Genomic DNA, 19,809 nt, shown 5'->3' with positions numbered 1-19,809 from the left:
ACCAGATTCAAAAAAAGAATGGCCAGCAAATGCCGGCCACAGAGCACAAAGCACAAAACTGGCGCACCCTAAAACCAGAGACACCAAGGAAGCGCCGTCGCGCACCGAGGGTGTCGTCCCCCTCCAGCGCAAAGCGAGAGAGGGGGAAGGCGCGATAGCGCCTCAGGGGGAGCAATTAGTGCCTGAAATGGCGCACGCCGGTGAAGACCATGGCCACGCCACGCTCGTTGGCAGCATCGATCACTTCCTGATCGCGCATGGAGCCGCCAGGCTGGGCCACGCAGGTAGCGCCTGCATCGACCACCACGTCCAGGCCGTCGCGGAAGGGGAAGAAGGCATCCGACGCCACGACGGTGTTCTGCAGCGACAGCTTGGCGGCTTCGGCCTTGATGGAGGCAATGCGGGCCGAATCCAGGCGCGACATCTGACCTGCGCCCACGCCCATGGTCATGCCGTTCTTGCAGAAGACGATGGCATTGGACTTGACGAACTTGGCCACGTTCCAGGCGAACAGCAGGTCCTGAAGCTCTTCGGGGGTAGGCTGCTTGACGGTCACGACCTTGAGGTCGGCCAGCTTGAGCTCATGGTTGTCCGAGGTCTGCAGCAGCAGGCCCGAGCCGATGCGCTTGGACTCGATGGCGTTGCGGCCGTTGTCCCAGTCGGTTGCGCCGCCGGCGGGCAGAGCGATCTTCATCAGGCGCACATTGACCTTGGCCTTGAAGATTTCCAGGGCTTCGGCGCTGAACTCGGGAGCCATCAGCACTTCGACAAACTGCTTGGACACGGCTTCGGCAGCGGCCTTGTCCACAGCGCGGTTGAAGGCGATGATGCCGCCAAACGCGCTGGTGGGGTCGGTCTGGAAAGCCTTGGAATAGGCTTCGAAGGCATTCGCGCCCACGGCCACGCCGCAGGGGTTGGCATGCTTGACGATCACGCAGGCAGGGGTGTCAAAGCTCTTGACGCATTCCCAGGCCGCATCGGCGTCGGCGATATTGTTGTAGCTCAGTTCCTTGCCCTGCAGCTGCACGCCCGTGGCCAGCGAGCCAGGAGCGGGGTACAGATCGCGGTACCAGGCGGCTTGCTGGTGGCTGTTTTCACCGTAGCGCAGATCCTGCACCTTGATGAAATGGCCGTTGGACTGGCCGCCGAACAAGGCGCGCTCGGGCACATATTCTTCGCTGAGCTTTTCGTCTTCGAACTTGACGCTAGACAGGTAGTCGCTGATCGCTCCGTCGTACTGGGCAATGCGGTTGAAGGCCGCCACGGACAACGCAAAACGCAGCTTGTCGGACAGCTTGCCGTTCGCCTTGAGTTCGGCCAGCACGGCTTCGTACTGGTCGGCGGCGGTCAGAACGCCCACATCCTTCCAGTTCTTGGCAGCGGAACGCACCATGGCGGGGCCCCCGATATCGATGTTCTCGATGGCGTCGGCCAGGGTGCAGCCGGCCTTGGCCACGGTAGCTTCGAAGGGGTAGAGATTGACCACCAGCAGGTCGATGGTCTCGATGCCATGCTCCTTCAAAGCAGCCATGTGCTCGGGCAGTTCGCGGCGAGCCAGCAGACCACCGTGCACCATGGGGTGCAGGGTCTTGACGCGGCCGTCCAGCATCTCGGGGAACTTGGTGACTTCGGCGACTTCGGTCACGGGCAGGCCCTTGTCGGCCAGCAGCTTGGCGGTGCCACCGGTGGACAGCAGTTGCACGCCAAGAGCGTGCAGGGCTTGCGCAAATTCGACGATACCGGTCTTGTCAGAGACGGAGATCAGAGCTTTCATGGGCGTCAATTCAAAGTTTGGATAAAAACAAGCTGCAAGTGCAGATATATCAAGCGCTTGCAGCTATGGATTTGGTAGCTTCGTCGTTCAGAGCAATTCGTGATCGACGAGCTTTTTGCGCAGGGTGTTGCGATTCAGGCCCAGCCATTCGGCGGCGCGCGACTGGTTGTTGTCGGCCTGGCCCATCACCACTTCCAGCAGCGGTTTTTCGACAAGACGAATCACCATGTCGTAGACATTGGCCGGTGTTTCGCCCTCGAGATCGCGGAAATAGCCCTCCAGGCTATCGCGAACGACTTGTTCTAAATTCTGATTGCTCATGCAGCCATTTCTGCCGGTTCGTCCAGCTCGCTGCTTGCTTCAGCAGCGGCCGTGGCCGCCGGGATCCGCTCCATCTGCTGCCCCAAGACATCCAGATAGTCGGCCACGGCCTGCCATTGCACCGCACAGTCCTCAATAGTGTTGATGTGTTTTCTGAACTCTTCCCCGCCCGGCAGAGCTCGCAGATACCACGCAATATGCTTGCGGGCGCTGCGCACGCCGACTCCCTCGCCATACAGGCTGTAGTGATCTTGCAAATGTTCGAGCAGCAGACGACGCAGCTCGGCCACCAGAGGAGGAGCCAGATGCTCGCCGGTGGCCAGAAAGTGCGCGATCTCGCGAAAGATCCACGGCCTGCCCTGGGCTGCACGGCCGACCATGATGGCGTCCGCCCCCGTATAGGCCAGCACATCGCGGGCCTTTTCGGGACTGTTGACATCGCCATTGGCCACCACGGGCACTTTGACGGCCTGCTTGACGGCCGCAATCGTGTCGTACTCGGCAAAGCCCTTGTAGCCCTGCTCGCGCGTGCGGCCGTGCACGGTCAGCATCTGGATGCCGACATCTTCAAACTGGCGCGCCAGCAGAACTGCGTTCTTGTGCGTATCGCACCAGCCTGTGCGCATCTTCAGGGTGACGGGCACGTTGTAAGGACGTGCGGCCTCCACCACGGCCTGGGCAATTTCCACGGCCAGCGGCTCGTTCTGCATCAGGGCGGAACCCGCCCATTTGTTGCAGACCTTCTTGGCCGGACAGCCCATGTTGATATCGATGATCTGCGCGCCGCGCTCGATGTTGTAGATGGCAGCCTCGGCCATCATGGGCGCTTCGGTGCCGGCAATCTGGACCGAGATCGGCCCAGGCTCGCCTTCATGGTTGGCACGGCGACTGGTCTTGAGACTGTTCCACAAGTCCTTGCGGCTGGTCACCATCTCGCTGACCGCGTAACCGGCCCCCAGTGCCTTGCACAGCTGACGAAACGGCCGGTCCGTCACACCCGCCATGGGAGCGACAAACAGACGATTTGCCAATGGAATATGACCAATGTGCAGGGCGGGCATGGAGAGAATTTGGTTTCTGCGGCAGGCAATGTCTGGCACAGACCGGGCGCTGGAAAAGAGGGGGCAATTATACCTGCTCAAATTTTCAGCAAAACCAAACTCCATGCATCACCCTGCGAGGCGAGTCACTATCGGGCAATGCAGCACCGGCGTCTCAGTTTTTACGCACCGGCATGTCAAAGTACTGCTCGGGATAGGGCTCGCTGACCAGCGTGTAATGCCACCACTCCTCTGGCAGGTTCTTCCATCCGTTGCGCTGCATCAGGCTGCGCAGCCAGCGGCGGTTGTGCTGCACATCCGGCGATTGCTGGGCATTGTCGGTATGCGACTGCTCGTCAAATAGATCGAAGGGCGTTCCCATGTCCACTTCGATACCGTCGGCCAGCGGGCCACGCACCAGCTTTCTGGCGCGCTTGGCATCCACTACCAGCAGCGTCATGTCCACGGTGCTGGCACGGCTGTGACCCGATTTCTCGGCGATGTAGCCACGCTTGAAGAGCTCGCTCTTGGGCACGCGCGGGTAATACATGTCCTTGTTTTTCTGATCGGCCATATCGCGACCCCAGCGCACAAAGTCGTCGACGGCCGCCTGGGGTCGGTAACAGTCATAGACCTTCAGAGCCAGCCCCTGTCCAGCCAGTTCCTCTTGAACAGCTGCCAGAGATTCGGCAGCCACGCGGCTGAGCCAGCAAACCCCGGCTTCATAGCCAGCCACGGGGCGGCCCATGAAGTTGTGCTTGGAGACATAGCGCATGTCCTGCTTGATGCCGGGCGCCAGCGTCGCCAGCGGCACCAGATCGGCAGTCACGGTGACCGCTGGTCTGGCATCAGACGGCGCGATGGTCTTTATGTTCGGTGCGCAACCAGCTATCAAAAGCAAAGCGACTGCCAGGGCTGCTGCCTGACTCGATCGCATCATTTTTTTTAGAGGGCTGAAAGCCATTCCTACTCCCATTGATCTGGCGTTACCGGATAACACCTGTGTACGCATTTGGATAAGAAACCATATATCAACAGCCTGCAACTATGGCCGATGACTGAGAAATGACAGGATGCAAAGTTCAGGGAATTGAGCGACCCGCCTAAACTAGCCGCCCTATGGAAGCGTGGATACATCAGTTGCTGCAATGGCTGGCCCTGCCGGAGCTGGGCCTTAGCACCGTGTTTGTCGTGGCCCTGGTCTCGGCCACCCTGCTGCCGCTGGGCTCTGAGCCCGTGGTGGCCGCACTGGTCTCAGCCAACCCCGATCTGTTCTGGCCCGCCATTGTGGTCGCCACGGCGGGCAACACGCTGGGTGGGGCCATCAGCTGGTGGATGGGACTGGCCGCCAACCAGGCCTGGAACAAGGCCAAAAAGCTGCGCCGACATGGAGAGCCGCCGCCCCAGAACATGCACCACAAGTCACGCTGGAACCGCATCGCCCGTTACTGGCTGCGCAAATACGGCGCCAAGGCCTGCCTGCTGAGCTGGCTGCCCGTCGTCGGCGACCCGCTATGCGCGGTCGCCGGCTGGGTGCGCCTGCCTTTCTGGCCCTGCGTCGCCTATATGGCAGTTGGAAAATTCCTGCGCTATACCTTGATGACGGCAGGCCTGCACCAGATCATTCAGCGCTTTTTTTAGATCCAGCTCAAGGCAGAAACGAGGGCGTCAGCAGACGCAATCCCAGCGAAAACCAGCGCTGATTGCCTTCGCCAATGCGGTTGCCGTATGTGGCATCAATCTGCACCCTGTCCGGCACGACCCAGTAACGCATGCCCACCTGCACCAAAGGCTTGCCCGAGCCCTGTCCATAAGTCTCGGCAATCAGCCAGGTGCGCTCCCGCAACTGGGTCTCGCTGCCCAAGCCCCAGGTCAGATGATTGCTGCGCGTACCCTGCTCGCGCAGCCAGCCCAAATTGGTGTGCAACACCACTTTGTCATCAGCCAGCGACCAGCTGACGGGCACATAGGCATACATATCGTGACCGCCACCCGCATCGCGACGCGGGTCGCGCGACATGCCTGCAGCCAGCCCCCAACCCCAGCCATTGGTCTCCAGCGTCTTGAACAGTGTCTTGCCCTGAAGCATCTGTGCGCTGCCACGCGTGCTGCCGCTTTCACGGCTCAAAGCCCCTCCCATGGTCAATTCCAGGTTGCCGGTGAAATTGCAGGCCGGCTGCGCCCAGAACTCGGTATGTCCTTTGGGGCTTTTGACCCAGCTCTCAAGCTGGCAGGCTTTGGCATCGACGATGCGTGCATCATCAGTATTCATAGGGCGGGCCGCGTAGGCCGCCGTGGCCAGAGTTGCAACCGCTACCGGCAGCAGCTTGTGTAAAAACATGAGTTCCCTCCCTGCTATGTGCTTTATTCAGAGGCGTGGCTCTGCGGCAATCAACCGCTTGGCAGAAGATTAGCGCAGCACTGTGACACAGCTTGGGCAGCCCGACAATCCAAGTGTTTTTCTGACTTAGTCCTTGTACGACAAGTACATGAAGCTATTGATTGATGAGCAACAAAAATAGCCCGCAGCATTCGCGCGCATTCCGATGACCGTTTCCGCGGTCTGCTCCACCGGCAGCCCCCTAAGACAGACATGCGGGCTCAATCCACCTTCAGACCAAGACTCCGGGTCACCACGGCATAGCGGTCCATGTCCGCAAGAATCTGTGCCCCGAATTGAGCCGGAGACTGCTGCACCAGCGTATAGCCCTGCTTCTGCAGAGACTCCTGCATCTGGGGATCGGCCTGAATCTGCACCAACACTGCGTGCAACTTTTTCACAATCGGCTCCGGCGTGGCTGCCGGCGCCAGCACTCCATGCCACTGCTCCACGGCAAAAGCCTTGACGCCTTGCTCCGCCACCGTGGGCACGTCGGGCAGTTGAGCCACACGCTCCGGCGCAGTGACGGCAATGGCACGCACCCGCCCCGAGCCCATCAAAGCGACGGCACTGCTGGCCGTCACCACACCCAGCGGGACCTGATCGGCAGCCACTGCGGTAATGGCAGGACCGCAGCCCTTGAACGGAATATGCTGCAACCGCACGTGCGCTGCCTGCCCCAGCATCTCACCCGCCATATGCTGGGGCGTGCCATTGCCGCAACTGGCAAAGGCCAGAGGTCGCTCCTCCGATGCCTGCGCCAATGCATCCGCAAGGCTATGAATGCTGCTGTGCTCCGGCACCACAAGCACTGAAGCAATAGTGCCGGCATTGAAAACCGCCTTGAAGTCCTGGCGTGGATCAAAGTCCAGCTGCTGATACACACCAGGGTTGATGGCAAACGAGCTGTTGGCCATGAGCAGCGTGGCGCCGTCGGGTGCTGCCTCGGCCACTGCGCTCGCGCCGATATTGCCGCTGGCGCCGGGCCGGTTCTCCACCACCACGGACTGGCCCAAACGCTGCTGCATGGCTGCGCCCAGACGGCGCGCCAACAGGTCCGTGCCACCGCCTGGCGGAAAGGTCACAACGATGGTGATGGGCTTTTCAAAACGGACTACCGCCGTGCCCGCACGGGCATGCCAAATCCCCGCAGCCGTCCCCGCCAGCGCTGCAGCAACCAGTACCGGCCAGCTGCGGCGCCACTTCAGCATGGCCTTCATCAATGCCCCCCTAAAACAAGGGGCCGCAAGCAAGCGCCGCTGCGAAGCGAGGCTGCCCCTCTCCCATGGAGGGAAGCGGCAAAGCCGCTCAGGAGGTAGGCCATCAAGCGTCCAGACCTATATCGAGCACGCGCGCACTGTGCGTGAGCCAGCCCACGGCAATCTGATCCACGCCCGTGGCAGCCACGGCAGCTGCGGTTTCGGGGGTAATACGCCCCGAGGCTTCGGTGATGGCCCGGCCCTTGCACATACCGACCGCAGTGCGCAAATCATCCAGGCCCATATTGTCCAGCAGCACGACATCCACGCCCAGTTGCAGCGCAACATCCAGCTGGGCCAGCGTATCCACTTCCAGCTCGATCTTGACCATATGTCCCACGCCGGCACGAGCACGCCCCACAGCCGTGGCGACATCGCCGGCCAGTGCAATATGGTTGTCCTTGATGAGTACGGCGTCGTCCAGGCCAAAACGGTGGTTGCTGCCGCCACCGACACGCACGGCGTACTTCTGCAAGGCTCGCAGGCCCGGCATGGTCTTGCGCGTACAGGTCACTCGGGTGCCGAAGGGCTTGATGGCCTCGGCAATCGAATGCGTGGCGCTGGCCACGCCGCTGAGATGGCAAAGGTAGTTGAGCGCCGTACGCTCGGCCGTGAGAATGGCTCGGCTTTTGCCACGAATGCGGGCGATCTCCATGCCTGGCTGCAGCAGCGTGCCGTCTGCGCAGCGGACGTCAAACTCCATGCGAGCATCCATCAGCACAAAGGCCAGACGTGCCAGATCAAGGCCGGCCAAGATGCCATCCTGCCTGGCCACCAGACGCAACTCGCCCATCGCATCGGCAGGAACAATGGTGTCGGTGGTCAAGTCTGCGGCGCGTCCCAGATCTTCCAGCAAGGCCATGCGTACCAGCGGCTCCAGCATTACATCGGGCAGGGGTGGGACGGGCAAGGCTGCAACTTTATTAATGCTCATTTTGAGTATTTTTAGTTCAATAAAAAACGCAAAGACTTCCGGATCGCTTTCAGGCCTTACGCAAACGGACTTATGCTAAGTCTGAGCATTATTTAAGTCAAGCCGCTCCCGCAGTTAAAACAGTACTCCATCCCAAGAGTGGTTCAGGGGCTAATGACTTCTCGCCAGCGGCAGCTTGTTGCCAGCAATGGCGCGCTCCAGCATTACATTGCGTCGGAAGCGGAACAGCTTGGCCGGGCGGCCCGCACCTACGGCCGTCATCTGGCCTGTTTCCTCAACCAGCGCCTGCTGCTCGATCAGGCGCCGGAAGTTCTGCTTGTGCAAGCCGCGCCCCGCCAACGCCTCCACCGTCTGTTGCAACTGCAGCAGCGAGAATTCCTCGGGCATCAGCTCAAACACCACGGGCCGATATTTGATCTTGGCGCGCAAACGGGCCATGCCGGTAGCCAGAATGCGGCGGTGATCATTACTCATGGCGGCACCGGGCAGCAATTCGGCCGCGCGTGCCTCATCATCCTCGCCCCAGGCTTCGGGCACCACACCTGCCTCAAACAGCAGCTCGTAGCGCTGCAGAACCAGCTCCTCGTTCCATTCGTGCTCATCAAGGCCAAAAGTCATTGAAGCTCTTTGCCAGCGTGCGCTTCTAGCTACACTATCTGAAGCAGCTTCGCTCCAGACATGCAGCGCTGGCGCAATGCGCTCGGCAATCACGCCGGGCATCCCGTCGCGCCAGTCCTCCCAGGGAAAGTAGCGATACCAGTCCTGCCAGCCCGGCTGTGCGGCACCGGCCTCATCCAGTTCCTGAGTCAGCGCCAGATAGCTGATGGAGATGACATGCATGCCCAGCTGCTGCGAGCGCTCCCGGTCCGCGAAGGTGTAGAGCTGCTCCACAAAGCCCAGAGGATGGTGGGTCTGCTTCTCCACCCAGGCACGCAAGCTGGCCTGCAGCGAGCGGTGGTTGCTGGTAAAAGGCCCGGCAGGCAAGGCTTGCCCGGACCCGGTGGTCAGGATACGGGGCTGGCCACCCGTGACGGCAACCAGCACTGCCACCAGATCGGCCTGCACGGAATGCAGTTCGGAATTGTTCAAACCACTCAAAAGCTATGAAGACGAGGACAGGGAGGAAGAGCAAATTCTAAGGTGAGGCAGCCCCTGTCCACGGCTTATCCGGACTCTTCCCCGAAAAGGTCAAGGAATCGCCCTGCGAGAGCAACTCGGGCGCTTGCACCAAAGGCATGTTCATCGACCCCGTGGCGATGGCCACCTGATTGCGCCCCCTATGCTTGGCCCTGTAGAGCGCCGCATCTGCGCGCTTGAGCAGATCGTCCTCGGTTTCGCCCGGCTCCCAGAGCCCGACCCCTAGAGAAATGGTGAAACGCCCGACCTCGGGATCAGCGCATTCCGCCACGGCACAACGAATGCGCTCTGCCAGGCCCGCGGCCACACTGAGGCTGGCATCCGAGAGGACGATCAGGAACTCCTCTCCGCCCCAGCGCACTGCATGGTCATAGCGACGAACCTTGCCGGAAAGCACATGTGCCACCATCTTGAGCACGCGATCTCCGGCGACATGACCAAAGCGGTCGTTGACCTGCTTGAAAAGATCGATATCGCCCAATATCACGCCATAAGGTCGCAGCTGGTTCTGAGCCTGGAGCTGGTTGCGCTTGAGCTCGGTCTCGCCTGCATGGCGGTTGAGCAAGCCCGTCAGCTTGTCGCGGTTTGCGCGCTCGCGCAACTCCATCTCTCGCTGCACCATGCGACTGATGTCCTTGGATGCCCCTACATAGTGGCTGATCTGCCCTGACTCGTCGCGCAGAGCTGCAATGCTCTGCTCGGCGTAGTACACGCCGCCGCTTTTGTGACGGTTGATGAAGGTGGCGCGAAAATTGTGGCCAAGACTCAATGCTTCCTGCAACTGGGCATAGAACTCCGGCTCATGCAGGCCCGAGCGCAGCATCTCGGTGGGTTGGCCCAGCAGTTCCGCCGCGCTATAGCCCGTGAGAGCTTCAAAAGCCTGGTTGACAAAGACGATGGTGGAGTCGCGATCCGTGATCAAGATGCCGTCATTGGCCGCATTCAATGCCCTGGCGAGCAGCGCGCGCTCCTGCTCGGCCCGCACACGCTCCGAAATATCGCGCTGCACCGCCACAAAATGCCGAATGACGCCCTTCTCATCACGCACGGGGGAAATATTCCACTCCACGTGGTAGGTGCTGCCGTCCTTGCGGTAGTTCACCACACTGCCCTGAAATGGCAGGCCTTGCTCCAGAGACTCATGCAAACGCAGCAACACCAGTTGATCCGTCAGCGGCCCCTGCAACATGCGCGGCGAGCGGCCCAGAAGCTCTGCTTCGGTGTATCCAGTCATCTCGCACATGGCTGCATTGCAGTACTCGATGACAGCGCCCTCTCCAGCCAATCTGGCATCGGTAATCATCACTGCGCAAAAGGACTGAGCCATGGCGATCTCCAGCAACTGGCCGGTGATCGTTCGCTTTGCGATGGCATTGGCACGAATCATGTTTGAACCTCGAGCGCGCTGCAGTCGTGAAGGCTCATTATTCGTTACTTTGCGTCACTTGCGTATACCAAAAACACAGCATCTCAGCTTGTCCACGCCGAGCTGCCCTCAGCGGTGCAGCCACCAGGTCATAAACCGGAAATTTCCGGGCTTTTCCCGCGGGCTGAGCTGCCCGCGCCCGCCCCCCCGCGCATCACCCATGGTCAGGGACATCAGCAGCTCAAACTGCAATCAGATGGCAGCTGTCAGCCTCGGGCCGACCGCAATGGCTACAGCCCTGATCGCCTGAATCACCAGTAAGAATGCTGGTGATGATTGGCACCTGCTACGGCTAGTACAGATGCCGGCCCTCGAACTTCGGACTCCAGCCCTCCAGCGCATGAACGAGCTGGCTATCTTTCAGGACAGCACGGCTCGTCTTCCGGCCGCGTCGTGACAGCCCAGCCCTGCCAGGGCGGCCCGGCCAGGGTGGCCCGGACCGGGTGGTCCGCGCGTTGTGATTGCAGGAACAAAATGAGCTTGATGCTGTGTCAGCAGCGGACGCAGCACCTGCAGCTCAATCTACAAAAATCGAGCATGGTGGGGCGTCGGGAGCGACAAGACGTCGAGATGGCTATTGCCGCTGCCTTGCTTGCTATTTGCCCATGGCGCCTTTCGACATTCCTTCCTTATCCATGGCGTCCTTGCTCATCTTGTCCTTGCCCATGTGGTCCCTGGAGGATTCTCCATGCTTCAGGGCAGTTGCAGCACAGCCAAGACCATAGGCTTTCAGCCTGTTTCTCGAGGGTTCACAGTCCCTCTTCTTGAACGACAAGACTGTCGAGGATTCACAACTGAACAAAGCTGCAGCTTCCAAGCCTGCGAAGGCTGACTGGCCGGCCACTCTGCTTCCAGCAACTGGGCTCGCTTAGACGACGGCATCAGAAACGCCTGGTTAGGCGAGCGCTTCAGGCTTGAGCGGGTAAAGGCGGATTGTTCAGATTGCCATCAGCTTCGCGATCAATGATTACCCGACAACCGTGGTGCAAACCTGTATCGCTTTTGGGGCGATGCAGCTCATTCATAAGCTGCTTGACCCGGCTGCGCACTGGTTTTCCTCGACAGCTGCGAGCCGCAGAGATCGGCCCCAGAGACATGTCTATTGGGTGACGCGGCCTGAGCTACGCATGGCCGGCATCGTTGACATCAATAGAGATTGAAAACCACGTAGTTACAGCTCTGCTTGGAATAAACCGCTTCGTTGAACTGTTTACAGCAAGTCAACCAAAAGGAGATTCCATGACCCGCCTCGTTTTCCTTGCCGCCCTGAACTCGGTGCTGCTGGCGGCCTGTGCCATGACATCCGGGACCCAGGCACAGATGCCAGCCTCCGCCATCAATGGTGTGCTCGCTGGCCCCAATCAGATGACGCTCTATGTCTTCGACAAGGATGCCGCAGGTTCCGGAAAAAGCGTGTGCAACGGCGTCTGCGCCACGAACTGGCCTCCGTTGATGGTGGCCTCAGGCAGCGCTGCTAGTGGCGACTGGAGCGTCGTGATCCGCGACAGCGGCGACAAACAATGGGCCTACAAAGGCCGTCCGCTCTACTACTGGTCCAAAGATGCCAAGCCAGGAGACAAGACGGGAGATGGCTTTCTCAACAACGCCTGGCACACAGCCCGACCCTAAGAGTCCAAGGTCCGAGCATTGAAAGGAAGAAACAATGAACCGCAGAAAAATAAAGCTCGCAGCGGCTTGCATCATGGCGCTGCCCCCGGTGTTCCTCCAGGCTGCAGAACCTGAAGTGACGGCACCCGAGGTGGTCCAGGCTCTGGAGGGCACCTTTGGCGTGCACCAGGGACAGCGCCGCAATCACATCAAAGGAAGCTGCGCGATCGGCGAATTCGTCGGCACCTCTGAGGCGGCCGGCTACTCGCGCTCCATCTTGTTCACAGGCAAAGTCGTTCCGGTAATCGCCCGCTTCTCTCTGGCAGGCGGCAATCCCAAGGCCCCTGATGCCGCCAGGAGCGCACGTGGCATGGCGCTGCAATTCAAGCTACCGCAGGGGCAGTTGCAGCAGATGTCCATGTTGAACACCCCCATGTTCGGTGCATCCAGCCCCAGGACTTTCCTGGATCTGACTTTGGCCCAGCGCCCGGATCCCGCCACCGGCAAGCCAGATCCGGAATCGCTCAGCGCATTCAAGGCGTCCCATCCCGACAATCATGCCCAGGCGCAATATTTGGCCAGCCACAACCCGCCGGATAGCTACACCCACAGCGCATTCTTTGGAATTCACACCTTCAAGTTCATCAACGCACAAGACAAGGTGACGCCGGTGCGCTGGCGCTTCGTGCCGCAGGAGGGTGAGAAGTCTCTGAGCAACGAAGCATTGAAGACGGCAGATGCCGACTTCCTGGAGAAAGCCTTGATCGACAGCACGGCGCAAAAGCCGGCTCGCTGGGACATGCTGGTGACTATAGGGCAGCCAGGCGATCCACAGGACGACCCTACGCAGCCCTGGCCCGCACAGCGGCCCGAGTTCAAGGCCGGTACATTGACGATCACCAGTGCTTCGCCTCAAAAAGCATCCATGTGCGAGTCGATCAACTTTGACCCGATGGTCATGGCCGACGGCATTGCGCCGACCAATGATCCCGTGCTCCGCTTTCGCTCCCAGGCCTATGCTGTGTCATTTGGCAAGCGCTTGAGCGGTCAATGAATTCCAGGGTCACCTCGAACGGATCAAGACATCCGGGCATCCGAGACTGCGGCCGGCAGACCTTGCAGTTCGCGGCCGAACCAGCCTGTGTGCTCTGCGCTGCGTACATCCGGCAGAGTGCATAGGGCGAATGCTCGTCTCCTGGCCTCCCTGGCTTTTCAGCATGCGACGACCGAGAACATATGGGTCTTTATAGAATCGGGCATGGATATCGACAAGATCAAGGGCCGTCTGGCCTTTCTGCAAGAAGCGGAAAAGCTCAAGAGCGTGCTCCGAAGCGCGCGCACATCGACAGGCAGGACGGAGAGCACCGCCGAACATACTTGGCGTCTGTGCCTGATGGCGATGACATTCGAGGACGAACTGGCCGGCATGGACATGCTCAAGCTGCTGAAAATGTGCCTTGTGCATGATTTGGGCGAAGCGATTCACGGAGACATTCCTGCCATCGAGAAAGACCAGCATCCTGACAAAAGCGAGCAGGAAAAGGCCGATCTCCTGCATCTCACACGCTCGCTCGATAAGTCGCACCAAGCCGAGATCCTTGCGCTTTGGCAGGAGTATGAGGATGCCGCATCGCCCGAAGCCAAAGCCGTGAAGGCACTGGACAAGCTGGAGACCATTCTTCAGCACAACCAGGGAGCCAACCCGGCCGACTTCGACTACGGGTTCAATCTGACCTACGGTCAGAAGCACACCAGCGCCGAACCTCTGTTTTCATTGATGCGCAAAATCCTCGACGAAGGCACACGCCAGAGAATTGCCGAAGCCTCCCGCAATCCTGGCCAGTCGCTCTAGGCCACCGTCAAGCGACTGCCAGCAAGGCATTTCTTGTCTGAGAGTGAGTGTTGCAAAGCAGCCCTTGCTCGTCGCAATCGAGCTGCTGCATCGTGCCCGGATGAGCAGCAGCGTACGGGAATCGACGATCACAGAAGTTGGAATGGTTTGACTGCTCCCCAAAACCTGACTCTTTGATTTTTCATGCGACGTCGGTCGAGCACAGCCGCGGCTTTGAGCCAGAAGCTTGCGGCCGCAAACCTCAGCCTCTGGACAGATATGCAGCAGCACCATCGAATCGAAACGTCAGCAGCACTCCTACCTGGTAAACGCATGATCTTTGTGGGCTTCGAGCCGTCCGTCGAAGTGAAGACCTGACGCCAGCCTTCGGGCCTCGCTGCCCGTGACCCGCTCAAGCATGCCGGTCATCTCCTTGCTCAAACTTGGCCAGACAAGAGCAGCGCTCGCAGCTTGCCTGCAGAAAGCATGCCGCCTGCGTCTGGCGAAGATGTCGCATAACTTAGCGGGGAACCTGTGATTCGGAGATTGCATTGCTGGCCGCCGAATCAAGGCAGACTTGGCTTTTCGCAGGAGTCTCAGCACTCGGCTCACCGGAATGCCAGAAGGCTCTCACAGTATCGAGCATGGCGGGCTTTCGCTGCGGCGGCGCTGCCGTGATGCTGCCAAGGCTGATGAATCCGGCCAGATACTCGGTGGACTCTATCCCCAGTTCAGCACAAAGTAAAACGTCGAAGCAGCGCTCTCCGCTGAGCATGATGGCACCAAAGCCGAGTTGATGCGCGGCATTCAGCAGGTTGCCCAGTGCTGAGCCGGCTGCCAGCCATTGTTCACGCTCCGGCACCCGCATGCGCAGCTTGGGCGACATGATGAAAGCGAGCAAAGTCGGGCTGCGTGTAGCGTGCTCACGCGCACGCCTGAGGTCCTCAGTGGAGGCTAGAGGGTCGCGGCGCAATTTCTCCTGTTCGAATAAATCTGCCAGCCGCGCTCGAGAATCCGCGGGAAACACCAGCACACGCCAAGGATGTAGACCACCATGATCTGGTGCGCTCAACGCCGCCTCGATCATCAGGTCGATCTCCTGGCTGTCCGCTCCCGGAGCCTCAAGTCGCTTCGGTGAGACGGAGCGTCGATCCAGAAGAGGGGCAATCGCCTTTCTACTGTTCGAAACCGCAAATACATGCTTGAGGGTGGAAATGGCCTCCGACAAGCCTTGGGCCCAGACAACGACCTTCTCGCCTTCAGTCGTGAACCCCCGAAAGACTGTCCCGGTTTTCACCAGGGAACAGCCGTACTCGCGTTCGGCTTCTGCCACAGCTTTCTTCAGCTGCGCTTGAGAGATTTGACATGCAATTGCTGCTGCCGCCCAGTCCTGCTCCCGATGGAGGGACAACAGGTAGGAAATGTGATCTTGCTTCACTAAAGCCCTCTACTAAACATGATCGTCGCGAAGTACGAACAAGGCATTGATTATTCGAACCAGCTTATGAGCGGTGATCTGGGCGAGCCGTGTTCGTCATGTCTTTGCACATAGAGCGCACACCTTCTTAAATCGATGTCTGTCCTTGCAAAGCCGCGCCTGCTTGCGCAAATCTTTGAGGGGAAGATGGGACGTTCAGTCTGCAGCCCCTGAATATCGAACCAAGGGACGCAGCATGGGTTTGAGCGGATCAGGCGTGTTGTCCAATTCGGACAGCGCATCCGCCTGTTCATACAAAGCAGCAGTCACGCCCGGTGAGTACGCCTGGTGCAGGTTGGCCACTTCAAGGCGGGTATACAGAGCAGACGCGATGGCCTTGCGGTGCTCTGGCCGCTCGAGATGGAGCCCCCAGATTGACTCCTCCAACAGTATTTCCAGCACTTGCAGCCGCTCTTCAACGTTGAGCTTTTCGCTTCCCATATAGGTCTCAATTCACATAAGCACAAGAGTTCGGGAGACAGTGGCAGATGGAAGCAGGAGGAGCCGCTGCGCGCCAACTAGACGAAGTCTGCCATGCCAGCCTTCGTTATATTTAAGTATATATTACGAAGAGATGAGCCACCCACTGAATATGGTGGGTGAGAATTGGGCAGCACTGCTTGCTCATGGTTTGCGAGAAGCAGGCCAGCGTTTCTGACGGAATTGATGCGATGCCTTCAGCGCCCTGCCCTCGTGGTGACGGGGAGGCGATGAGCGTTAAGCGATGAAACCCGTACTTGAGCCGCAGCACGAAGCTCAATGCCATGAGAGATTCTTTGCACTACGCCACTGCGTGCAAGTGCCTGTGCCGTCAGCCTACCTAGCTGCTATGGACCAAGGCGACCAGCTTGTCCAGATCGGCTTGACATGCCCTAAGAGCATGTTGCTCGATACGCCTATACAGAGCAATCACCAGATGCCCCGTTTCAGTGAGCTCCGTACCACCTCCATGAGAGCCGCCCGTCGATGTGATCACCGCCGGCTTATTCAGCGCATGATTGATGCCATCGACCAGCAACCAGGCCCGGCGGTAGGACATGCCCAGGGATTTGGCTGCCGCAGCAATGGATTTGGTTTCGTTAATGGTCTCCAGGAGTTCGATTTTCCCAGGGCCGATGGCAATGATGTCACCGGCCATAACACGCATGCGCAGCTTCACTTGTGGTGAAGCGAGATTGGAGCGTGAAGGTGTATTGGACATGTGGTTTGAAAACGCAAGATGTGAAGTTACTGAAGGCTCAGCGTAACCACGTCGCCCTGGGCGGAACTATTTCGGCACAGCACGGATTATGACGATGGCTGAAGCCTCAAGTCCGAAGCATCAGCGTAGTCAACAGGCTCGGTTCATATGGTCGGAGTGCCAAAACCGCTGAACATCGAGGCTGAATGCGCGGCAATAGGCCTTCAGCTCTTTTGCGTGAGCCCTGACCGCGGACTTTGCCGTGAATCATTTGCTCGCTCGTGACTGCGCAGCCCCCGGAGCCGTGGCTCAGCTGAGCGCTGTGAAATGATGGCCGACAGGCCGCGACGTGACCATCAGCAGCTCCAATCGCGGCAAAGCCGTCTCCTGGCACAGGACTGCATTGTGTCGATATGCGACAGCCGCAAAACCAGCCCTTGTTGCCAATCGACTCTGCGATCTGCTGATTCCAGCGCTTCACTCCATATCGGAGCCTGTGACGCCGCATACTGGAGCAAATTGCAGGCTCTGCAACCTCGAGCTTGGCAAACGTGCCTCCCTGGCGCCTTTTGGCTCCAGGTTGTCGAGAACCGGCAGCTACCATGAGCTGCGCACACAGACATTAGCTTTAGCATTGGCATGGCTTGTAAACCCAATCTGCCTGCAATAGGCTTTGATACCTCCTGTCAACATCTGTGAAGTGCGCATGGCGGATCATCACAGCCCAATTCAGGAGGCTCGTCCCTGATGACGCGTGCGATGTCAGCGGCGGTGTGTATGGGTCGCGCGCAAGGAGACTCTGATGTCTCATTTCTCGTTCGCTCGTTCGGCCAGCCTCGTCGCGCTGGCAGTGATTCCTATGGCATCCTGGGCCATCCACGGCACCGAAGGTGTCGAGTGGGGAGCACCGCCTCCGGTTCTCGCCAAAGGAGCCAAGTTCGCGGTACTCCTAGGTGATCCCAATCAACCCGGCCCCTATGTGGTGCGTCTGTCCGTGCCCGCCGGCTATCGCGTCTTGCCGCATTGGCACAGTCAAGCCGAGAACGTGACCGTCATTTCGGGCACGGTCATGATCGGGATGGGCGACAAGTGGGACTCGAAGGCACTCAAAGTCCAAAAAGCCGGCAGCTTCGGTTCGATTCCGGCCAAGGCCAATCACTTCGCCATGTTCAAGGTTCCAACAGTGATCCAGATCCACGGGGAAGGCCCATTCGACCTGAACTACGTCGACCCGGCAGATGATCCGCAGAAGGCGCACAAGTAAATCCAGGTTGCACACCCAGCGTGCTCTCGGCGGAGCCGCTGGCGTGCCCCCTCGCACAGGGCAAGCGCATCAGGAACAGGTTGGCAGATGCCATCGCCCCCGGTCAGCATCGTAGATACAAGGCATTTGACATTCTCATGATGTCAGGGTTGAGACTTGACTCACAACCTTGAAAGGAGCATGCAATGACTGCTTTTCGTGTGACCGACATGACATGCGGTGGCTGCGCGGGGCGCATCAAACGATCAATTGTGGCCATGGATGACAAGGCCTGCATCGAGTTTGAGCTCAAGGAGCGAACCGTGCTTATCTCGGGAACCGCATCTGACGCCGAGTTTGCAGAGGCCATCCAGGATGCGGGTTATACGCCTGAGCTGATTGAACCGCCCCCCGCCCTGGCAGGCAATGCAGGCCCAGATACTGCTCGATGCAAATGTCGGGCGCCACATCCCGGTGTTTCATGCTGCGGTGGCGATGATGCACCCTCATGAGCGGCTCGGGTAACGAGGAGACCGATTGAGCCAGGGATCTCGCCAGAGCGATCGGTTCACCCTCCTGAAGTGCTGGTGCATCCAGCGTGCTCGTCATTTGCTGGAACTCCCGGCGCTTCACACTGCGATTGCAACCCCGGTGATCTCCGATGGATGCAATGAAAGCGGCCTGAAAGCCAGGCTTTCATTTTAGGAAGCAGGCGACAGCACGATCTGGGCATGGATACGGAATGCCACGAGCAGCATTCCGACCCATTGCCCAGTTTTTCCTCAAGGCGCCAGAACCAGATCCTTGGTGGTCACACTGTTGGCGGTTGTCAGCGTCACTGCTGGCGCAGTGGTCTGAGTGGTGTAGCCGGCAGTGCTACCCAAGATGTTGTACTTGCCAGCGGCAGCGGTGTCTGCAGTGAAAACCAAAGGTCCGCTTGCGACGTAAGGCGCCTTGTTGGGCGCCAGCAATGGCAGATTCAGGTTGTAGTTTGCATTGGCGGGATCAACCAAAGTCCATGCAACATCAAGCCTCTGACCTGCACTCAGCACTTGCTGGGCATTCACATCAGCATCTGTCAAAGGCGTATTGGATGTGTTTGTCACCTTGCCCGCAACAGTCGCCGAAGCAGATGCAGGCAGCGGAATGGGGGCCGTCGATGCGTTGAGCGTGGTAGTGCCTGCAGCGATAGAGACAGGAACGCCAGTCACTGCGGCGGTGGTCAGGTTCTGGCCTGCAACGACGACGGTGTAGTTGGTGTTCTCCGGCAGGTAGGCCAGTACGAACTTGCCTGTGGTGGCGTTGGGCACGGTGGCGCGCAGGTTGTTGTCCGGGTCACGTGTGGACACCACGACGCTGGAGGCCAGAGCGGGATCCACATAGCCCACAATTGCTGTAGTCAACCGCTTGATGACGGCCACCACGGGTTTGAGGTTGTAGTTGCCGGAGTTACCTGCCTTGACAATGGACTTGCAGGCATCGAAGTCCAGAACCATATCGGCGACCTGGCCGCCGGTGACATTGAAGTTGGCCTTCAGCTTGAAGCCGCTTTGTTGGCCGCTGGGAGTGGTCAGCGCGATCTCGTTGGTCGAACCCGACAGCACCAGTGCATTGGCCAGCGGATTGGCAGATGTCGGGTTGGAAGGATTGTCAGCCAGCACCAATCGGACCTGCTGGTAGTTGCCGGCTGGCAGCGGAAGCGAGCCCAGCTCTTGCAGTACACCATTGGTCAAACCGAGCAGGTCAATGCGCTGGGCAGGAATCGTCAACTCGCTCCAGCCAGAATCGGTGGTACCTGCCGTGGCGCTCTGATGCACGCGGATTTTGGTGACAGTGACATAGACATGGTCATAGCCACACGCCGGAGCGTCGGTCATGGCCAGCTTGAGCGTGCCTTGCTGTGGGGTGCTATCGCCACCACCACCGCCGCCACATGCTGCCAGGCCGGCAGCAATCAAACCCAAACCCGTCCAGCACAAGGCCTTGGCAGATCGGAATCCATGCAAGTTGCTCATACCTTACCTTTTTGAAAATAAAGACAGCGCAATGCTAGGAGTGCCCTTGGATACAGTGTTACGACTCGTAGACCCCGCATTCGAGCCAATCTCTGAGCAGATCCAATCATGCTCTACCTTCGGTAACAAAGCCATGGAAACCTGCCTCCATATGCCACAGTCATCGCCGAAAATAGAACATGGC

19 protein-coding genes are annotated in these 19,809 nt (G+C 59.3%); 6 read left to right on the top strand and 13 right to left on the bottom strand.

Going from position 1 to position 19,809, the window contains the following annotated elements; all coding sequences use genetic code 11:
• Positions 1-175: 175 nt before the first annotated feature.
• From purH to AAIL66_RS18895, 4 genes are all read right to left on the bottom strand, one after another.
• On the bottom strand, positions 176-1,774 hold the full coding sequence (gene purH / locus AAIL66_RS18910; protein WP_343497447.1) for a bifunctional phosphoribosylaminoimidazolecarboxamide formyltransferase/IMP cyclohydrolase: 1,599 nt from the start codon (positions 1,772-1,774) through the stop codon (positions 176-178).
• A gap of 87 nt (positions 1,775-1,861) precedes the next feature.
• The gene (locus AAIL66_RS18905) at positions 1,862-2,095 is read right to left on the bottom strand and encodes a Fis family transcriptional regulator (RefSeq protein WP_003071135.1); all 234 of its coding nucleotides are present in this window, start codon (positions 2,093-2,095) and stop codon (positions 1,862-1,864) included.
• Positions 2,092-3,156, bottom strand: a complete 1,065-nt coding sequence (gene dusB / locus AAIL66_RS18900; protein WP_343497446.1) for a tRNA dihydrouridine synthase DusB — start codon at positions 3,154-3,156, stop codon at positions 2,092-2,094. The genes AAIL66_RS18905 and dusB overlap by 4 nt, the downstream gene beginning before the upstream one ends.
• A 154-nt stretch (positions 3,157-3,310) precedes the next feature.
• Entirely contained in the window at positions 3,311-3,964 is a 654-nt protein-coding gene (locus AAIL66_RS18895; protein WP_034353957.1) for a M15 family metallopeptidase, read from the bottom strand.
• 290 nt (positions 3,965-4,254) lie between these two features.
• Between AAIL66_RS18895 and AAIL66_RS18890 the strand changes: the two genes are divergently transcribed.
• Entirely contained in the window at positions 4,255-4,776 is a 522-nt protein-coding gene (locus tag AAIL66_RS18890) for a YqaA family protein (RefSeq protein WP_042437679.1), read from the top strand.
• 7 nt (positions 4,777-4,783) lie between these two features.
• On the opposite strand, the gene AAIL66_RS18885 is transcribed toward AAIL66_RS18890, so the two are convergent.
• The 5 genes from AAIL66_RS18885 to AAIL66_RS18865 form a co-directional block, all read right to left on the bottom strand.
• Positions 4,784-5,476, bottom strand: coding sequence for a hypothetical protein (locus AAIL66_RS18885; RefSeq protein ID WP_045838645.1), 693 nt, complete (start codon positions 5,474-5,476; stop codon positions 4,784-4,786).
• Between the two features lie 260 nt (positions 5,477-5,736).
• Positions 5,737-6,735: a tripartite tricarboxylate transporter substrate binding protein gene (locus AAIL66_RS18880; protein ID WP_343497445.1), complete on the bottom strand. Its 999-nt coding sequence runs from the start codon at positions 6,733-6,735 to the stop codon at positions 5,737-5,739.
• A 103-nt stretch (positions 6,736-6,838) separates the two neighbouring features.
• The gene (nadC, locus tag AAIL66_RS18875; RefSeq protein WP_034353963.1) at positions 6,839-7,708 is read right to left on the bottom strand and encodes a carboxylating nicotinate-nucleotide diphosphorylase; all 870 of its coding nucleotides are present in this window, start codon (positions 7,706-7,708) and stop codon (positions 6,839-6,841) included.
• 150 nt (positions 7,709-7,858) lie between these two features.
• Positions 7,859-8,797 carry a hypothetical protein gene (locus tag AAIL66_RS18870; RefSeq protein WP_343497444.1) on the bottom strand — a complete coding sequence of 313 codons (939 nt, stop codon included), beginning with the start codon at positions 8,795-8,797 and terminating at the stop codon, positions 7,859-7,861.
• Positions 8,798-8,843: 46 nt separating this feature from the next.
• The gene (locus tag AAIL66_RS18865; RefSeq protein WP_343497443.1) at positions 8,844-10,232 is read right to left on the bottom strand and encodes a diguanylate cyclase; all 1,389 of its coding nucleotides are present in this window, start codon (positions 10,230-10,232) and stop codon (positions 8,844-8,846) included.
• 1,278 nt (positions 10,233-11,510) lie between these two features.
• Between AAIL66_RS18865 and AAIL66_RS18860 the strand changes: the two genes are divergently transcribed.
• From AAIL66_RS18860 to AAIL66_RS18850, 3 genes are all read left to right on the top strand, one after another.
• A complete protein-coding gene (locus tag AAIL66_RS18860; RefSeq protein ID WP_045838649.1) occupies positions 11,511-11,900 on the top strand; it encodes a hypothetical protein in 390 nt (129 codons plus the stop codon).
• Positions 11,901-11,934: 34 nt separating this feature from the next.
• Positions 11,935-12,933 carry a catalase family peroxidase gene (locus AAIL66_RS18855; protein ID WP_343497442.1) on the top strand — a complete coding sequence of 333 codons (999 nt, stop codon included), beginning with the start codon at positions 11,935-11,937 and terminating at the stop codon, positions 12,931-12,933.
• A 204-nt stretch (positions 12,934-13,137) separates the two neighbouring features.
• On the top strand, positions 13,138-13,731 hold the full coding sequence (locus AAIL66_RS18850; RefSeq protein ID WP_343497441.1) for an HD domain-containing protein: 594 nt from the start codon (positions 13,138-13,140) through the stop codon (positions 13,729-13,731).
• A gap of 499 nt (positions 13,732-14,230) precedes the next feature.
• Here AAIL66_RS18850 and AAIL66_RS18845 read toward each other — a convergent pair whose 3' ends face one another.
• The 3 genes from AAIL66_RS18845 to AAIL66_RS18835 all read right to left on the bottom strand — a co-directional run bounded on the left by AAIL66_RS18845 (position 14,231) and on the right by AAIL66_RS18835 (position 16,325).
• The gene (locus AAIL66_RS18845; RefSeq protein ID WP_343497440.1) at positions 14,231-15,148 is read right to left on the bottom strand and encodes a nitroreductase; all 918 of its coding nucleotides are present in this window, start codon (positions 15,146-15,148) and stop codon (positions 14,231-14,233) included.
• A gap of 195 nt (positions 15,149-15,343) precedes the next feature.
• The gene (locus tag AAIL66_RS18840) at positions 15,344-15,628 is read right to left on the bottom strand and encodes a hypothetical protein (protein ID WP_012839761.1); all 285 of its coding nucleotides are present in this window, start codon (positions 15,626-15,628) and stop codon (positions 15,344-15,346) included.
• A gap of 379 nt (positions 15,629-16,007) precedes the next feature.
• Positions 16,008-16,325, bottom strand: a complete 318-nt coding sequence (locus tag AAIL66_RS18835) for a LysR family transcriptional regulator (protein WP_003071090.1) — start codon at positions 16,323-16,325, stop codon at positions 16,008-16,010.
• Between the two features lie 844 nt (positions 16,326-17,169).
• On the opposite strand from AAIL66_RS18835, the gene AAIL66_RS18830 reads away from it, so the two are divergent.
• Together AAIL66_RS18830 and AAIL66_RS18825 are read left to right on the top strand one after the other, a co-directional pair.
• Positions 17,170-17,631: a cupin domain-containing protein gene (locus AAIL66_RS18830; RefSeq protein WP_034378205.1), complete on the top strand. Its 462-nt coding sequence runs from the start codon at positions 17,170-17,172 to the stop codon at positions 17,629-17,631.
• A 185-nt stretch (positions 17,632-17,816) separates the two neighbouring features.
• On the top strand, positions 17,817-18,122 hold the full coding sequence (locus AAIL66_RS18825) for a heavy-metal-associated domain-containing protein (RefSeq protein ID WP_072248220.1): 306 nt from the start codon (positions 17,817-17,819) through the stop codon (positions 18,120-18,122).
• Positions 18,123-18,392: 270 nt separating this feature from the next.
• Here the strand turns inward: AAIL66_RS18825 and AAIL66_RS18820 are convergent, their stop codons facing one another.
• Positions 18,393-19,625 (bottom strand): DUF4382 domain-containing protein, encoded by a 1,233-nt coding sequence (locus tag AAIL66_RS18820; protein WP_034404913.1) that lies wholly within the window; start codon positions 19,623-19,625, stop codon positions 18,393-18,395.
• Positions 19,626-19,809 lie beyond the last annotated feature (184 nt).

This window comes from Comamonas sp. F1-6 (assembly GCF_039581415.1).
In the GTDB taxonomy this organism is placed as follows: domain Bacteria; phylum Pseudomonadota; class Gammaproteobacteria; order Burkholderiales; family Burkholderiaceae_C; genus Comamonas; species Comamonas thiooxydans.
Note: the sequence above shows the minus strand (reverse complement) of the source record. Positions and strands in the feature narration are given on the sequence as shown.

What these genes read in the sequence shown, in the direction of transcription:
- purH (WP_343497447.1), bottom strand. Translation starts at nt 1,774, where the DNA reads ATGAAAGCTCTGATCTCCGTCTCTGACAAGACCGGTATCGTCGAATTT.
- AAIL66_RS18905 (WP_003071135.1), bottom strand. Translation starts at nt 2,095, where the DNA reads ATGAGCAATCAGAATTTAGAACAAGTCGTTCGCGATAGCCTGGAGGGC.
- dusB (WP_343497446.1), bottom strand. Translation starts at nt 3,156, where the DNA reads ATGCCCGCCCTGCACATTGGTCATATTCCATTGGCAAATCGTCTGTTT.
- AAIL66_RS18890 (WP_042437679.1), top strand. Translation starts at nt 4,255, where the DNA reads ATGGAAGCGTGGATACATCAGTTGCTGCAATGGCTGGCCCTGCCGGAG.
- AAIL66_RS18885 (WP_045838645.1), bottom strand. Translation starts at nt 5,476, where the DNA reads ATGTTTTTACACAAGCTGCTGCCGGTAGCGGTTGCAACTCTGGCCACG.
- AAIL66_RS18880 (WP_343497445.1), bottom strand. Translation starts at nt 6,735, where the DNA reads ATGAAGGCCATGCTGAAGTGGCGCCGCAGCTGGCCGGTACTGGTTGCT.
- nadC (WP_034353963.1), bottom strand. Translation starts at nt 7,708, where the DNA reads ATGAGCATTAATAAAGTTGCAGCCTTGCCCGTCCCACCCCTGCCCGAT.
- AAIL66_RS18865 (WP_343497443.1), bottom strand. Translation starts at nt 10,232, where the DNA reads ATGATTCGTGCCAATGCCATCGCAAAGCGAACGATCACCGGCCAGTTG.
- AAIL66_RS18860 (WP_045838649.1), top strand. Translation starts at nt 11,511, where the DNA reads ATGACCCGCCTCGTTTTCCTTGCCGCCCTGAACTCGGTGCTGCTGGCG.
- AAIL66_RS18855 (WP_343497442.1), top strand. Translation starts at nt 11,935, where the DNA reads ATGAACCGCAGAAAAATAAAGCTCGCAGCGGCTTGCATCATGGCGCTG.
- AAIL66_RS18850 (WP_343497441.1), top strand. Translation starts at nt 13,138, where the DNA reads ATGGATATCGACAAGATCAAGGGCCGTCTGGCCTTTCTGCAAGAAGCG.
- AAIL66_RS18840 (WP_012839761.1), bottom strand. Translation starts at nt 15,628, where the DNA reads ATGGGAAGCGAAAAGCTCAACGTTGAAGAGCGGCTGCAAGTGCTGGAA.
- AAIL66_RS18835 (WP_003071090.1), bottom strand. Translation starts at nt 16,325, where the DNA reads ATGGCCGGTGACATCATTGCCATCGGCCCTGGGAAAATCGAACTCCTG.
- AAIL66_RS18830 (WP_034378205.1), top strand. Translation starts at nt 17,170, where the DNA reads ATGTCTCATTTCTCGTTCGCTCGTTCGGCCAGCCTCGTCGCGCTGGCA.
- AAIL66_RS18825 (WP_072248220.1), top strand. Translation starts at nt 17,817, where the DNA reads ATGACTGCTTTTCGTGTGACCGACATGACATGCGGTGGCTGCGCGGGG.
- AAIL66_RS18820 (WP_034404913.1), bottom strand. Translation starts at nt 19,625, where the DNA reads ATGAGCAACTTGCATGGATTCCGATCTGCCAAGGCCTTGTGCTGGACG.